The sequence below is a fragment of the Peptostreptococcus russellii genome (genome assembly GCF_900110295.1).
Classification (GTDB): Bacteria; Bacillota; Clostridia; order Peptostreptococcales; family Peptostreptococcaceae; genus Peptostreptococcus; species Peptostreptococcus russellii_A.
The window spans coordinates 1-15,562 of record NZ_FODF01000004.1 but is presented as its reverse complement, the minus strand read 5'-3'; the positions used below and the strand labels follow the sequence as shown (position 1 = coordinate 15,562).

18 protein-coding genes are annotated in these 15,562 nt (G+C 32.6%); 16 read left to right on the top strand and 2 right to left on the bottom strand.

Annotated elements, in window-relative coordinates; translation table 11 throughout:
* Window positions 1–7: 7 nt before the first annotated feature.
* The 12 genes from BMY82_RS03470 to BMY82_RS03415 all read left to right on the top strand — a co-directional run bounded on the left by BMY82_RS03470 (window position 8) and on the right by BMY82_RS03415 (window position 8,682).
* Window positions 8–427, top strand: coding sequence for a MarR family winged helix-turn-helix transcriptional regulator (locus tag BMY82_RS03470; protein WP_180366720.1), 420 nt, complete (start codon window positions 8–10; stop codon window positions 425–427).
* Window positions 411–1,250, top strand: coding sequence for a pirin family protein (locus BMY82_RS03465; RefSeq protein ID WP_091974695.1), 840 nt, complete (start codon window positions 411–413; stop codon window positions 1,248–1,250). Before BMY82_RS03470 ends, BMY82_RS03465 begins: the two co-directional genes overlap by 17 nt.
* Before the next feature lie 15 nt (window positions 1,251–1,265).
* Window positions 1,266–1,847: a TMEM175 family protein gene (locus tag BMY82_RS03460; RefSeq protein WP_091974693.1), complete on the top strand. Its 582-nt coding sequence runs from the start codon at window positions 1,266–1,268 to the stop codon at window positions 1,845–1,847.
* A 6-nt stretch (window positions 1,848–1,853) separates the two neighbouring features.
* Window positions 1,854–2,081, top strand: a complete 228-nt coding sequence (locus tag BMY82_RS03455; RefSeq protein WP_022156143.1) for a (4Fe-4S)-binding protein — start codon at window positions 1,854–1,856, stop codon at window positions 2,079–2,081.
* Window positions 2,075–2,353, top strand: a complete 279-nt coding sequence (locus tag BMY82_RS03450; RefSeq protein ID WP_242938903.1) for a GNAT family N-acetyltransferase — start codon at window positions 2,075–2,077, stop codon at window positions 2,351–2,353. The genes BMY82_RS03455 and BMY82_RS03450 overlap by 7 nt, the downstream gene beginning before the upstream one ends.
* 9 nt (window positions 2,354–2,362) lie before the next feature.
* Window positions 2,363–2,935: a nitroreductase family protein gene (locus BMY82_RS03445; RefSeq protein WP_091974691.1), complete on the top strand. Its 573-nt coding sequence runs from the start codon at window positions 2,363–2,365 to the stop codon at window positions 2,933–2,935.
* Between the two features lie 233 nt (window positions 2,936–3,168).
* Window positions 3,169–4,443 carry a DUF3440 domain-containing protein gene (locus BMY82_RS03440; RefSeq protein WP_091974689.1) on the top strand — a complete coding sequence of 425 codons (1,275 nt, stop codon included), beginning with the start codon at window positions 3,169–3,171 and terminating at the stop codon, window positions 4,441–4,443.
* Window positions 4,427–4,945 (top strand): ParB N-terminal domain-containing protein, encoded by a 519-nt coding sequence (locus BMY82_RS03435; RefSeq protein ID WP_091974687.1) that lies wholly within the window; start codon window positions 4,427–4,429, stop codon window positions 4,943–4,945. Before BMY82_RS03440 ends, BMY82_RS03435 begins: the two co-directional genes overlap by 17 nt.
* 175 nt (window positions 4,946–5,120) lie before the next feature.
* Window positions 5,121–5,564 carry an OsmC family protein gene (locus BMY82_RS03430; protein ID WP_091974685.1) on the top strand — a complete coding sequence of 148 codons (444 nt, stop codon included), beginning with the start codon at window positions 5,121–5,123 and terminating at the stop codon, window positions 5,562–5,564.
* A gap of 56 nt (window positions 5,565–5,620) precedes the next feature.
* Window positions 5,621–7,309, top strand: coding sequence for a dihydrolipoyl dehydrogenase (lpdA, locus tag BMY82_RS03425; RefSeq protein ID WP_091974683.1), 1,689 nt, complete (start codon window positions 5,621–5,623; stop codon window positions 7,307–7,309).
* Complete coding sequence (locus tag BMY82_RS03420) at window positions 7,309–8,229, top strand: lipoate--protein ligase (protein ID WP_091974681.1); 921 nt, start codon at window positions 7,309–7,311, stop codon at window positions 8,227–8,229. The genes lpdA and BMY82_RS03420 overlap by 1 nt, the downstream gene beginning before the upstream one ends.
* Window positions 8,230–8,244: 15 nt before the next feature.
* Window positions 8,245–8,682 (top strand): MarR family winged helix-turn-helix transcriptional regulator, encoded by a 438-nt coding sequence (locus BMY82_RS03415; protein ID WP_091974679.1) that lies wholly within the window; start codon window positions 8,245–8,247, stop codon window positions 8,680–8,682.
* A 67-nt stretch (window positions 8,683–8,749) separates the two neighbouring features.
* Here the strand turns inward: BMY82_RS03415 and BMY82_RS03410 are convergent, their stop codons facing one another.
* Together BMY82_RS03410 and BMY82_RS03405 are read right to left on the bottom strand one after the other, a co-directional pair.
* Window positions 8,750–10,081, bottom strand: coding sequence for a relaxase/mobilization nuclease domain-containing protein (locus tag BMY82_RS03410; RefSeq protein ID WP_091974677.1), 1,332 nt, complete (start codon window positions 10,079–10,081; stop codon window positions 8,750–8,752).
* A gap of 5 nt (window positions 10,082–10,086) precedes the next feature.
* A complete protein-coding gene (locus tag BMY82_RS03405) occupies window positions 10,087–10,437 on the bottom strand; it encodes a plasmid mobilization protein (protein WP_091974675.1) in 351 nt (116 codons plus the stop codon).
* A 278-nt stretch (window positions 10,438–10,715) separates the two neighbouring features.
* On the opposite strand from BMY82_RS03405, the gene BMY82_RS03400 reads away from it, so the two are divergent.
* The 4 genes from BMY82_RS03400 to BMY82_RS03385 form a co-directional block, all read left to right on the top strand.
* On the top strand, window positions 10,716–11,312 hold the full coding sequence (locus BMY82_RS03400) for a recombinase family protein (protein WP_091974955.1): 597 nt from the start codon (window positions 10,716–10,718) through the stop codon (window positions 11,310–11,312).
* A gap of 194 nt (window positions 11,313–11,506) precedes the next feature.
* Window positions 11,507–12,298, top strand: a complete 792-nt coding sequence (locus BMY82_RS03395) for an AP2/ERF family transcription factor (RefSeq protein ID WP_091974673.1) — start codon at window positions 11,507–11,509, stop codon at window positions 12,296–12,298.
* A gap of 59 nt (window positions 12,299–12,357) precedes the next feature.
* Window positions 12,358–12,789: an RrF2 family transcriptional regulator gene (locus BMY82_RS03390; RefSeq protein ID WP_091974671.1), complete on the top strand. Its 432-nt coding sequence runs from the start codon at window positions 12,358–12,360 to the stop codon at window positions 12,787–12,789.
* 68 nt (window positions 12,790–12,857) lie between these two features.
* A partial coding sequence (locus BMY82_RS03385) for a Rib/alpha-like domain-containing protein (protein ID WP_144019714.1) occupies window positions 12,858–15,562 on the top strand: 2,705 nt, incomplete at its 3' end.

Sequence of the window (15,562 nt, the reverse complement as noted above, 5' to 3'; positions counted from 1 at the left end):
AACAGAGATGAAGATTTTAATTGGACTTCACAGAAATGTAAATACTTTAGATAAAAAAACATCTAAAATAGCAGCAGAATACAATTTAACTTTTAGTCAGTTTATGGTTTTAGAAGCTCTTTACAGCAAGGGGGACATGAGCGTAGGAGAGGTAAGGGAAAGGATATTAAGTAGTGTAGGAACCATACCTCTTATAGTCAATAATTTAGTAAAAATGAACTATGTTGAAAGACTTCCTGATGAAAAAGACAGGCGTGTCTGTATACTGCGTTTGACAAAAGAAGGGTACGATGTTATTAGCAAAGTCGCACCTAAAAACGAAGCGATGATAGCAGAGAGCATGGAAGTTTTAGATCAAGAAGAAAAGGAAAAATTGGTATACCTTTTGAAGAAAATAGGAGGGAAATTAGATGAAAAGAAAAGTTAAGACAAAGGTAAGAGGCTTTAGAACAAGAGATGGTGCAGGAGTGAACTTAGTAAGAGTTTTGGGTAATCAGACAACAAAAGAATTTGATCCTATTTTAATGCTCGATTCTTTTGACAGCACAAATCCGGATGATTATACGGCGGGGTTTCCGATGCATCCACATAGGGGAATTGAAACAATCAGTTATGTTTCAAGAGGCAAGATGGTTCATAGGGATAGTTTAGGTAATGAAGATGGTATTTCAGATGGGGAAGTTCAATGGATGAATTCTGGTTCAGGTATTATGCATGAAGAAATGGTTCCAGCTGCGGAAAGGCTTTTAGGCGTCCAATTATGGTTAAACTTACCATCAAAAGATAAAATGAGTAAACCAAGCTACAATAGTATTAAAAATGATGAGATAGATGAAATAGAGATAGATGGCGGAAAGATAAGGCTTTTAGCAGGAACTTATGGAGAGTATCAAGGCTATAAAGGGGATTATCTTCCTATGGACTATTATGATATTCATCTAAACGCTAATAGTGAAATTACACTTACTATGGGGGAAAAAGACTCAGTAATGATTTTTACTCTTTTAGGTAATGTTTATATTAATGATGAGCATATAGAAGAAAAAACTGCTGTTAAATTAACAGAAGGGGATAGTCTTACAATTAAAAATGGAGAACAGAATGCTCAGGTTTTATATATAAATTCGAGAGCTTTAAATGAACCGGTTGCATGGGCAGGTCCAATTGTAATGAATACACAAGAAGAAGTACAGAAGGCATTTATAGAACTTAGAAATAACACTTTCATCAAAGAAAAAGTAGAGTATTAAAGTAAGGAAAGTGTGATGAGTAAAGGTAGAATGGAAGCTTTTAGCGATGGCGTATTAGCAATTGTCATAACTATTATGGTATTAAAGCTTAATGCACCAGAAAGTTTGACACTTGACGCAGTAAAAGAGGTTTTTCCAACATTTTTAGCATACATTCTAAGCTTTATCTATGTTGGAATATATTGGGCGAATCACCATCATTTAATTAATATGACCGATTCGGTATCTGGTAGATTATTATGGAAAAATCTCCACTGGATATTTTGGATGTCGCTAATTCCAATGGCAACTGAGTGGATGGGGTTAAATCCCTATGAAAGCTTACCCGCTTTGTTTTATGGAATGATACTTTTTATGTGTGCGGTTTCATACAATATTGTTCAATCGGAAGTTATTAAAATAAATGGAGATAATTCTGAAATTTCTCAAAACATAGGAAATGATTTAAAGGGCAAAATCTCTATTTTTGCATACGCTGTCGCTATTATTTTTGCTTTTTATTTTCCGATCATATCGTATTTAATATATATTGTAATCGCTTTAATTTGGGTAGTGCCGGATAGTAGACTGGAAAAAAGCATGATGAAAAAGGGGTAAATATTAATGGAAAAGAGTTATGAAACAGAAAATCTAAAAATTTTTTGGAAACCTGATATATGTCAACATGCAGGCAAATGTGTGCATGGGGCACCTAAGGTATTTGAGGTAGGAAGAAAGCCATGGATTATTCCTGAAAATGGAAGAGAAGAAGATATCATAAAAGTTATAGATAAATGTCCTTCTGGGGCTTTAAGTTATAAATTAAAAAAAGGAGGTAGCAAGGAGTGGTAAAAATCGTTTATGAACAACAAAAAAATAGAGCAGCTGCATATGATGATGAAAAATTCATTGGTGAAAGCACATACTCTAAGTCGAACAAACTATGGATTATAGATCATACTTTTGTTGAAGGCAACTATGGAGGACAGGGAATTGCGACTAAGTTAGTTGCTAAACTGGTCGATGAGGCAAGAAAAGGCAATATAAAAATTATACCTTTGTGCCCTTTTGCCAAAAGAGAGTTTGAACGAAAAGAAGAATATTTAGATGTATTATCAAAATAGGAGGTAGTTATGAGCATTATAAAATCATTAGCAAATAGAAGAACATATTATAACATTGATAAGAACATACCGGTTTTAGAAAAAGAAATTGAAGAAAAGATTAAAGAAGTTACAGAGTTAGTACCAGATGCATTCAATATGAAAAGTGCGAGAGTGGTACTTGCCTTTGGCGAAAAACATGATCAGCTATGGGATGAAATTTACAATGTTTTTGAGGGAAAAGTACCAAGAGAAAAGATCGATTCGTTTAAAGCAGGAGCAGGAACGATACTGTTTTTATATGACGAGGAAACTGTTAAAAAAATGCAGGAGCAGTTTAGCACTTATGCAGATAATTTCCCTATTTGGGCAAATCAGGCAAATGGAATGTTGCAGCTTTCTGTTTGGTCTGCACTAAGAGAGCTGAATATTGGAGCTTCACTTCAACATTATAATCCTGTAATAGATGCAAAAGTAAAGGGAATTTTTAATATACCTGAAAATTATAAATTAGTTGCTCAGATGCCGTTTGGAGGTATTGTCAGTGAACCTGATAAAAAAGAAAAAGAAGAAATAGATAAAAGAGTAACAGTTATAAGATAGTGAAATTTGATTTTAATTAAAGATTTAAAGGAAAAACACTTTAAAAAGCTCGCACTAAAAAGACGATTGTGTGAGCTTTTTTTATATTAGAAATGAAATAGATAATTTGAACATATATGTGAAAAATTTAAAAAGTTTTTTATATGGTATAATACATATAAAAGCTTTTTGTAATATTGACTTTTAAATGCAAGTATATATCAATTATGTTTTTTCTATGGAGGTGATATGTTTTGGGAAAGATTTATTTAGAGAAAAATGTCTATACCGCTGCACTTGAAAGATTAGAAAAAATTTTCTCACAGGACTTTGCTGTATACTTTTCGTTTTCTGGTGGTAAAGACAGTTCCGTAATGTTACAATTGGCAAATATGGTTGCAAAGGAGAAAAACAAGAAATTTGATGTATTATTCATTGATTTAGAAGGTAATTATCAATACACTATCGATCATGTAAATGAGCTCAAAAAACTAAGTCAGATTAATGAATTTTATTGGGTTTGTTTACCTTTAGTTTTAAGAAATGCAGTAAGTCAATTAAGTACACATTGGATTTGTTGGGATAAAAGACAGAAAGAGTTCTGGATAAGAGATATGCCAAAAGAGTGTATTAATGAAACGAATTATCTCACAAAGTATGGTTGGGATTTTTTTATTAGCGGAATGCAATTTGAAACTTTTATCGTTGCATTTGCAAAATGGTACCAAAAAAAGCATAACAAGCCAGTGATGTGTGGGGTTGGTATTAGGACAAATGAAAGTTTTAATCGTTTTAGAACGATTGTATCACTTAGAAAAGAAAAGTGGGAAGATTATAACTGGACAACACTTGTCCAAAATGATTTACACCTTCCAATTTATAATTTTTATCCAATTTATGATTGGCAAACAAGAGACATTTGGATTGCTGTTTCTCAACTTGATTTAAAATATAATCAACTTTATGAGCTTTTTTACAAATCTGGACTTTCCATTCATGAAGCAAGAATTTGTCAACCGTATGGTGATGACCAAAGAAAAGGTCTAAGTCAATTTAAAGCTATTGAACCGGAAACTTGGTCTAAACTTTTAATAAGAGTTGGTGGAGTAAATTTTGGCAATATTTATGCTAAAAGTTTAGCCCTTGGGTATATGAAGTTGGAAAAACCCAAGCATTTAACATGGCAAGAGTACACAATCTTTTTATTGGAGAGTATAGGGATTAAAAATTATGACTTAATGATTCACTATGCGAGAAAAATAGAAAGGTTTATTGAATGGTATGAAGTGAAAAAAGGGATCCCAATGCAGGATTTTGCACCGAAATACTTAGAATCTAAAAAGAAAGTAGCTTCATGGAGAAGATGTGCAAAAATGATTTTAAAAAATGATTACTATGGTAGAGGATTATCGTTTTCACAAACCAAAAGAGATGACGCAGAATTAAAGGCGATGTTAGAAAAAGATGAAACAGAGAATAAGATAATATATTTTGATGAGAGGTTAAAGGAAAATGGCAGAAGAGATTAAAATGTTAGCGTTAGAAGCAAAATTAGTTCCAATAGATGAAGTTTATGCTAACGATTATAACCCTAATATAGTTGCAGCACCTGAAATGAAATTATTGGAAACATCAATTATAGAAAATGGATTTTGTTATCCAATAGCAGTCATAAAGGATGAAAATAACATGTACTGTATTGTAGACGGCTTTCATCGTTATACAGTTGCAAAGAAGTTAAATTTAAAGGAAATACCAATAGTTGTACTAAAACATGATATTGTTAAAAGGATAGCTGCAACTGTTCAATTTAATCGTGCGAGAGGTACACATCAAGTATTAGATATGTCAAAAATAGTTATAAGGTTAGTTGGAGAAGGTAAGACAGATGCAGAGATTGCAGAAATGTTGGGAATGGATGGCGATGAAGTATTTCGATTGAAGCAACTTTCTGGTCTTAAAGAGGCTTTTAAAAACAAAGAATTTTCTAAATCGTGGGAAGAATTTTCCAAGAAATATGATTGGGATTGATATTTATGGTAAACGGTATGGTTTCTTATAACTGTACCGTTTTTGTTATAATACAGATAAAATGTGTTAAAAGGACTTGACAATTGCAGCACAATGAGATATCTTAAAACAAAGAATACTTAGTGTACTAAGTATTAGTTAGCTAAGGAATGTGTTGTTGGGAAAGGAGTGCAAAATGAAAGAGACTTTTAAAGTAATTGCAAGAAAAACAACAGAAGGCTTACAAGTTGAATCAGAAGCCAGAGGATTTAAACTTATAATGGATGAACCTGAAGAATTGGGAGGAACAAATACAGGAATGAATCCAGTTGAAGCGTTATTGTGTGCATTAGGTTCTTGCCAATCAATAGTCGCATTTGCATTTGCAGAAGCTAATGGAATCAATCTTGAAGGCTTTCATGTAGAACTTGAAGGGGATTTAGATCCTGACGGGTTTATGGGACTTAATGAAAATGTAAGAAATGGATATCAAGAAATTCGTTATTCTATGCATTTTAAATCAAATGCGAGTCAAGAAGAATTGGAAAATTACGCTGATTTCATTGAATCCAGATGCCCAGTTGGTGATTGTTTACAAAACGGTGTACCATTGAAACTAGCAAAAGTTGTTGCAGAATAATTTGTTTGGAGCTGTTCGTGGTAACAGCTCCTTTATTTTTGAAAGGATGTATTGTCATGGTTGAAATAATAGTACCAATTATTCCGGGGAAAAAACTTGGTGTTGTAGGTAAAATAGATATCGATGTTGGAGAAAAAGTTGAAAAAGATCAAGTATTATGTCAAGTAGAAACAGCAAAAGGAAATCGTCAAATAAGAGCAAGCATATCTGGATATATTAAAGAAATACTCGTAGAAGAAGGTCAAGAGGTAGCATCTAACGAAATATTAATCTTAATTGATGAAAATATGCAACTAAACCCGGAACCAAATGTTCAAAGAGTGGAAAAAATACAGAGTTTTGAAAAAAATAACTCTGAAGAGACGCTCGAAAAAGATTTGCTGATTATAGGTTCTGGTCCCGGAGGATATGTTGCAGCAATTTACGCTCGAAAAAGAGGATTAGATGTTGGATTGGTTGAAAAAGATAGACTTGGAGGAACTTGTTTGAATATAGGATGTATTCCGACAAAGTCTATGGTTCAATCGGCTCATTTTTATGATTCCCTAAAGGAAATGGAAATGTTTGGGATAGAAGGAGATTTTAGTTCTTCTGTAAATATTGAAAAAGTTGTACAAAGAAAAAATGATGTGGTAGACACATTAGTTTCAGGTATAGAATATTTGATAAATAAGAACGATATAGAACTTTTTTATGGACAGGCTGAATTTATAAATGACAAATTAGTAAAAGTAGGGAATAAAATGGTAAAAGCGAAAAATATCATTATTGCCACAGGTTCTCAGCCAAGCATATTAAAAGTAGAAGGGCATAATTTAGATGGTGTAATTGATTCAACAGAAGCTTTAAATTTAAATGAAATACCAGAAAATCTTCTGATAATTGGAGGAGGGGTAATTGGATTAGAATTTGCCTTTGTTTACAATACATTTGGCTCAAAGGTGCATGTTGTTGAGTTTCAAGATAGGCTTTTACCAATGTTTGACCAAGATGCAGGAGAATTAATTGAAAGTATATGTGAAGAAAAAGATATTCAGATAAGTATTTCCAGTAAGGTAATAAGTATTAAAGAAACTTTAGAAAATAAGTATATAGTTAATTTTGAAAAAGATGGCAAGTTATATTATTCAATTGCTGATAAAGTTTTAATGTCAACAGGAAGAAAGGCAAATATTGATGGACTTGGAATTGAAAATACATCCATAAAGATAAATGAAAAAAGTGGTAACATAATAGTAAATGAATATAAGCAAACTAATTTATCGAATGTATACGCAATTGGTGATGTGTCGTCTAAACTAAAATTAGCTCATTTAGCATCACATGAAGCTTTTATAGCAGTTGATCATATATTTGGGGAAAAAAGAGAGATTAAAAATATCCATGTTCCATCAGTTGTATATACAAATCCGGAAATAGCAGTTGTAGGACATAGTGAACAAGATTTAAAAAATAAAAATTTAAAATACAGGGTTTCGAAGTTTGAATTTGTTGCAAATGGTAAGGCACTTACCATGAATCAAAACAAAGGATTTATAAAATTATTGGCATCTGAGAAAGATGAGATATTAGGAGCTGTCATATGCGGAGCAGATGCGTCTACATTAATTTCCAGTATCACGATTGCAATGAAAAATAATATTTCAATCAAACAATTAACTCAAACCGTTTTTGCTCATCCGACAACGGCAGAGGTAATCCATGAAGCAGCACTTGATTTAATTGGGAGAGGAGTACATATGTAATGAAGGTGAAAATTGTTATACTGGATTCAAAAAATCCCTACACTAATATTTCAAGAGAATATAGTTATTTTGAAAACCTACAGAGTGATGAAATAATTTTTTTGTTATGGCAAAATGAACCTTGTGTTGTAATGGGAAGGAATCAGAATATATATAATGAACTTGATTTGACTTACATTGACCAACAAAAAATTCTGCCAGTGAGGAGATTTACAGGCGGTGGTAGTGTCTACCATGATTTAGGAAATTTAAACTTTACTTTTATATCCAATCAGAAAAATAAAGACATAAACACATGGATAAATATCATACTAAAAGCTTTAAAAAAAGAGGGTATAGAAGCAGAGAAAAAAGGCAGAAATGATTTATTGTCAAATGGAAAGAAAGTTTCAGGAATGGCTTGGCTTGAAGATGAAGAGAAGTTCTTAATTCATGGAACCTTAATGGTCAATCTTGATCTAAAAAAGCTTTCAAAATGTTTAACGCCAGATATAAGTAAATTTATTGGGAAAGGAATAAAATCTATAAAAAGTCGAGTTGTAAATTTGAAAGAATTAAATCCTTTTATTACTGTTAGCGGCTTAAGAAGTAGTTTGATCGAAGCGTTTAAAGAAGAGTATCCATACGCAAAACTTAGTAAGCATACTGAAATTCCAGATGAAATTGCTATATATGAAATGTTAAAAAGTCAAGAATGGATATTTGGAAAAAGAGAAAAAGCACAAATGCAGCGAATTTTGAAAGTTGAAGGCAAACCACTAAGTCTTGATATTTATATTGATAATGGTATAATTGATAATGTCGATGTTTATACTGATAGTTTAGATTTGAAAAAAGTTGAAAAGATAAGAGCCAATTTAATTGGGAAAGAATATAAAAGCTTAAACATCGATGATATTATTAAATCGATATGGGCATAGGACGGAGGAATATTTTTGTTTGACTTAGATCATTGTGTGGCATTTGTAACTAATGTTGCATCTAAAACTTTATCAGATGCTTTAAATAGCAGACTTATTAAACATGGCGTTACAAAATCACAATGGATTGCTATGTATTACATAAATAAAAAAGAAAATCTTACTCAAAAATCATTAGCTGATTTAATGGGTACGAAAGAATCAACGGTTACAGGAATACTTGACCGTTTAGAAAGAGAAGATTTAATATTACGACAAGAAGATATCAATGACAGGCGAAAGAAAATTCTCGTGCTAACTGATAAAGGTCGGTTAAAAAACACTAAATTAACGGAGATAGTACAGAATTTTAGAGATGTTTGTTTAGCTGGCGTTTCTGAAGAAGATCAAAAAGTTTTTTTAGAAATTCTTGATAAGATGGTAGTTGCAGCTACAAATTGGAAAGAAAAATAAAAGAGCAGAAAAATCTGTCGGAAGTTACTTCTGACAGATTTTTTCTTTGAATAAGGTAGAGAAAAAATTATCTCTCCATCTCCTTATCCATATAAATTCCGTAATTCTTTCGTATCTTATAAAGCTCGTCCATAGTAGATTTTGCGATAGAATACTCTTGCATAAGGACGTTCTTTTTTTCTTGTAACTTATCAAGCCTATTTAAAATATCCTTTGATTTTGGCAACTTAGAATAAGATTTTTTAAGCTCTGAGAGGGCAGTTTCGTAGAGGGTAATTTGCGTTTTATATTCAATGGAAAACGCCTTATCAGAAGGATTTGCCTTATGTTCTTTATAATATTCCCTGTATTTTTTAACGGTATGAACTTGTTCCATAGATATAGATAACGCTTGCATTGTCTCATCAATGGACTTTATTTCATCCTGTAAATTTTGCCTTTCATCAGCTGTTTTTTGAATATATTCATCAAGTTGATTAACGGATTTAATGCCATGCTCTCTAATAAAAATAACGGATTCAGCCATTGTGTGAAGGTTATGTTTTGTTGCCCAATATTCATAGCCTTTGCATTCTCTCACCTTCGTATTGGTGTTCATGTCAATGATCGTACCAATGCGTTTTTTTATGGCAGGAGTCTTAATGGCTTTTCTTTTTTCAATGCGTTCTTTTAATCTTTCTTCGGTATAATCTTTTCCAATTGTTTTTGCTCTTGTAAATCTTGCCTTGTCTTTTGGTTTAAAAGCGATGTGTTTACCATACTTAATTTCATAACCAAGCTCAGCCATTTTATTCAGAAATTCATCCCAATTTTGAGATTGTTTTATTATACGATCAATGTCAAATTGAAGTCTACTTTTCCAAGAAGAACCACGCCTTGCCTGTTCATTTTCATACCAAGACTTACCTTTTGTTTTGTACTTTTTCTTATAGATTTCGTAGTGCTCATCAATAACAGAAAGATTGTTTTCTTTGCACAATTTATCGCTTTGATATCTGATTTTATGATAGCTTTTCTTGTTCGATTGATAGCATTTTCCGGTAACCATATTTACATTGTTAAAGATGATATGATTATGGATATGCCCTTTGTCTATATGAGTAGATAAAACAAATTCATATTGATCTTTTAATATTTTCTTACATAATTCAAGACCGATTTGGTGTGCCATTTCAGGCGTTGCTTCTCCCGGTAAAAAGGATTGAATAAGATGTCTTGCGAGTACAGTCCCTTTTGTTCCTGCATGTTCTCTTGTTCTTAAAAATTGAGTATGAGCAGTTGATTCGTGACATTTATGAGTGCTAACTAAAATTTGTTTATCTGTTTTTTCTTCGTCAATGATATATGAAATGGCAAGGTTAAGGGTTAATTTTATAGGGTGTATCTTTGTGATAGCCATTAAATTTAATCACCTCCAGAAGTTCTATTTAGGAGTAATGAATGAATTTTCCATAATTCTCTTGAGAAATGTTCAATCTCTTTTTTTATGTCATCAATGTCATCTTTGTAGATTATACCTGTCGAATTTACTCGTTTTGCAATCTGGTTAATATTATTTGTAGCATTTGATAGTAAGCCTTGTAAATCTCGAAACGGTTCTAAATCTACGATATAAATTTCCTTTTCCAAAACGCATTTACGAATGAAGTGGCTCATATTTCTGCACTTTGCAAGTTTTCTTTTCTCTACAAAAATAGCCTTTTCTTCTTCAGTTAGTTTAATTTCAAGTCTTTCATTTCGTATTCTATTTGCCATAAACAATTCCTCCTTTATCTGTATTTGGGGTCTTAGGGTGCTCCCTAACAAGCTTAAAAATTAACAAAAAAAGAAGCAGACACATGTGGCTGCTTCGTCAATTTTTTCGTAAGTGTCCGTACACTTACTGTGCTTGCTACAAAAGAATGATTTGGATAACAAGCTTTAAGCAAAAATTCTATTTTATTCATTATATCATAAGTTTAAGCAAAAAACAGTTGTTTAAAACAATTAAATAACATTTCATATATGAGTGGTGAAGATAGGAGGAGGATATGATGAAATACGGATATATCAGAGTATCAACAAAAGAACAAAATATAGACCGTCAGTTGACAGCTATTCTTAAAGAAGGAATTGATGTTAAAAATATTTATATTGATAAGGCGAGTGGCAAAGATTTTAATCGTAAAAAATATAATCGGTTGATAAAAAAATTAAAAGAGGGAGACGAGTTATTTATAAAATCTATAGATCGACTTGGTAGAAACTATGAAGAGATAATTCAAGAATGGAATACAATCACTAAAGACAAAAAAGTGGACATTGTAGTTTTAGATTTCCCATTGCTTGATACAAGAGAAAAAATAAATGACTTAACAGGAAAATTTATCTCCGATATAGTTTTACAGATATTATCATATGTCGCACAAATTGAAAGAGAAAATACTCACCAAAGACAGATGGAAGGTATCACCGAAGCAAAAAAGCGAGGCGTGAAATTTGGCAGACCACGAAGAGAACTTCCTTGTAAGTTTTATGAGGTTGCGAAAATGTGGAAGAACAGAGAAATATCGCTTAGGGAAGGAGCAAAAATGTTAGAAGCAAGTCCAAGTATGTTTTCAAAATGGTTAGAAGAACAAAATTTTAAATAAAAAATGAACTAAATGGTTCACTTTTAAGAACACCAATAATTATAAGGACTATCCTCCTATCATCAGTTTATTCCTAATCATAATTATTGTAACATATCTGTTCTTAAAAGTGAGCTTTTATTTACATAATAATTTAACATTTGACAGGGCTTCATCCTTAGGGTGTTTGAAAGGAAGGTGGAGATTAAGTTTAAATGCGTCCGATTGAGAAAGAATTAATAAACAAAAGATTCGGCAGATTGACTGTGAATGAGGTTGTAAGAAATGAAAAAAACAGAAAGATCTGTAGATGTAAGTGCGACTGTGGAAATGAAACTTTTGTAGAAATAGCTAATTTAAAAGCTGGAAGAACAAAAAGTTGTGGATGCAGAATGAAAGAGATAAATAGCAGATATGCAGATATTACGGGCAAAAAATATCACAACTTAATTGTAGAAAGTAAAACTGAAAAAAGAAAAGATAAGACTGTAGTTTGGAAATGTCGGTGTTTGAAGTGTGGCGAATATATCGAAGCAACAAAAAAGCAATTAGATAGAGGATATGTTAAAGACTGTGGAAATCATGATCATCAAAATCTGTTAGGAAAAAAGATAGGAAGATTGCAAGTTTTATCTTTTGATGAAGAAAAAGGTAAGTATTTTTGCAAGTGTTCTTGTGGCAATTATACATACGCAGAAAGAGGAAATTTAATAACCGGTCATACAAAAAGTTGCGGATGTTTACAGAGGCAGGATAATTTCACAAGAATAGATGGTGCAGTTCCGCCAATGTTGACATCAAAATTATCCAAAAGAAATACAAGCGGTTACAAAGGCGTCAGTCAAACAAAGAAAGGAAGGTGGGTGGCATACATTACATTGAAAAGGAAGAGATATACATTAGGAACTTTTATAAAAAAAGAAGATGCTGTGAAGGCAAGAGAAGAAGCTGAGGAGAAACTTTTTTACCCTATATTGGAGAAATATGTGGAGAGAGGTTCTAAGTAGTAAAAAGATTTTTTAAAACAATACAAAATACATATTGTTTTGTATTGGAGAGGTGAAAGATGCAGTTAAATAAAACAACAGATTATGCAGTCAGGATTGTAATGTTTTTAAGCCAACAAAACGACATTGTAACTTCAGAAGAAATATCTGAAGCAACTCAGGTTTCTAAAAATTATATTATGAGGATTTTAAGGAAATTGTCAAAAGCAGGATTATTAAAAATGGTTAGAGGCACTAAGGGGGGATTTCAAGTAGCTAAACCTGCTGATGAAATAAGTCTTTATGATGTAATTGTAATCATGGAGCCTACAATACAAATCAATCCATGTTTGGAAGATGAAGAAGATTGTAGTTTATATGCTACAGGGAGTTGCCCTGTTAGAAGGTTCTATCTATCTTTACAAGAAGAATTAGAAAGTAAACTAAAGTCTACAACCATTGAAAAACTCAAAAATTCGGGGGGGGGGGTCAGATATTTAGATAGTTCTTGAGTAAGCTTTCCAAAAGTAAAAATGAACCTAAACAGCAGAAATTTTTAAGAGTAATATAGGAGAACGAAATGGAAAATTTAAGAAGATTAATTGAAAAGAAAAAGTCAAAAGGAAATGAAAAAACTCCACGATATGGAATGAGAAAATTAACTGTAGGATTAGTATCATGTATGCTCGGATATATGATATTTGTTTCGCCAGTTGTTGTTGATGCTGCTGAAGTAAAACCTGAAGAGGAAAACACTATTAAGGTACATTCGTTAGAAGAAAATCTTCCAAAGCCGGACAATGTGGAAGTTAATGAATTAAGAGAAAATGATGAAGTTATTGAAACTAATAATGTAAAGACATCCACTGTTGACGAAAAAAACAGTTTAGTTGTTAGTGAGGAGGAAGAAAACACAGACGAATCATCTGAAGTATCAGAATTAGATAAGGTATCTAAGGAGAATGGGATAAATGAGGAAAGTTCAAGTAGAGAAGATACTGAGCAGGGAAGTTTAACTGTTGAGGAAACAAATCAAGAAACACAAGAAAATAAAGCCGATGAGGAAGAACAAGAACAGGAAAATGTAGCATTACCTACTATGTATGCTGTTAGAAGTATATCGGATAAAGCGGCATCTGGAAATACTGAGCATGAAATGCTTGGGTATGCACCAAACAAGAAATATAATTTTCAGGACTTAAAATTTTCTCCAGATGATCTATCCAAGAATAATCGTACCACAGTGGCTAACTTTGAAATGTATGGTAAACATAATATTGCGGCTTCAACAGATAACTGGAAAGTAAACCTACAAATTGATGAGAGGCTCGCAAAATATATAACTAAAATTGAGGTTGAGCCTAAAAGAATAGCAGGTGCAAGCTCACAAAGAATTGTTTTTCAAAGAAAAAACGACACACTTGGTAGAAGTAAAAATATATGGGTAGCTAATTACATTAGAGGTAATAATGGAATCTTTGCAGGAGGAGAGACGACAGATACACAAACAGCACACAATGGTAAAATCTATTTTGAAAAACCGGTAAAAGACATTCTTGCAGAAATAGGAGATAGTCAATTAAGAAGTGATAAACTTTTTTACAGAATCTATCTTACAAGCAAACAAGATAAGGATAAAATTGTACCCGGAATTGATTCAACAGGCTTTTTTAAGGTGCAAGGAATTGATAAAGATAACATTGAAAATACAGTTTCCACTGGAAATGATTGGTTTAAACACTCATCAGTAGAAAGCAGATACGAAAAGAATCCAAAAATTGGAAGTTCCAACGGTGCAATTGTTGTGGATCATAAAATATCAAAAAACAGCAACTTAAGCTACATTCTAAGTGCAAAAAATAAGCCATGGAATTTAGAATATTCTGTTGACCCAAGACTTGTAAAATATATTGATGGGATAGAACTTTATAAGATGGGTAATGCCACTGATGTGACGCCTGACTTTTCCTTTGAGGGGAGAAGCAATAAAAAAGTAGGGGATTTGTCTATAGATAGAAGACCAAATAACTCACAATACGGTAAAGGTTATTTTACAGATAATCGACTACAGGACTATGTTAATTTTTCTGACGCTTCACCAAGACCGGTAATTATACGATATGTATACAAACTTAATAAGCCGATGGAACAAATTTTGGAAGAACTTAGAAATGAAGCCGGAGTAAGTGAAGGTGAGCCTTTTGGAGATGATTTTGTTTTCCATGCATGGCTTACTGATAAAACAGCAAATGCATTAATTCCAAAAACTCACGGTGTTGGTTTTTATAGAGTTCAAGACATTGATGGTGATGGAAAGAGTGACGATGAAGAGGTTAATAATAACCAAAGTCCTTATATTGGTAAACCACAAATCAAGGCACCTTATAGTGGAGACAAAAAGGTAAAAGCTTCTGTTTTACTAAATGAAAATGCAGGAAAAGGAAATACAGCACAACTTATTAACAAAAACGGAGAAGTCGTAGCAACTATAAATAACCTAAATGCAGAAGAAAACGGCGTGCCTAAGACAATAATAAAAGAATTAGAATTAAATGTAGACAATCCAAGTAAGTTAGGCAAAGTCGGTGATGAACTTACGGTTCGTATTATTCCTTCAGATCCAAGATTTACAAAGGGAGAAGAAGCAAAAGCAACAGTAAAAGAAGCTCCTAAGGCGGTTAAGGAAGCAATAGAAATAACTAAAGATACAGACTTAGCAGATGATAGTTCTATTGCAAAATCAGGAATTGCAAACGCAGCTAAAATGCCGGAAGGTACAAAATATTCTTGGAAAACAACACCAAACACAAGTGAACTTGGAGAAAAAACAGGAGTTGTTTTAGTAACTGTACCGGATAGAGATGAGCCTTTTGAGGTTACTGTTCCTGTAAAAGTGGTACAAGGCTTTGAAGTGACTGTTACTAATCCACCAAAACAAATTGAGGGACAGGAAGTAGCAGCGAACACGAAGGTAATTGAAGCAAACGAAGACGGTTTTACTATTTCAGGAGTACATGATGAAGGAAATAACTACGGATTGACGATTGATGAAAATGGTAATTTATCAGGAACACCTAACGGTCTTTCATGGGGAGATAAAGATTCAAATACTTACGAAGAACAGAATATCACACTTCATGCAATTGTAACATCAGAAGATGGTAATTCCACAAAGAATGTAGAAGTTACTGTCACAGTGCAAAGAGATACAGATGGAGATGGAACACCAGACATCACAGATACTGACGATGATGGAGACGGAATTCCAGATACAGAAGAAAATGA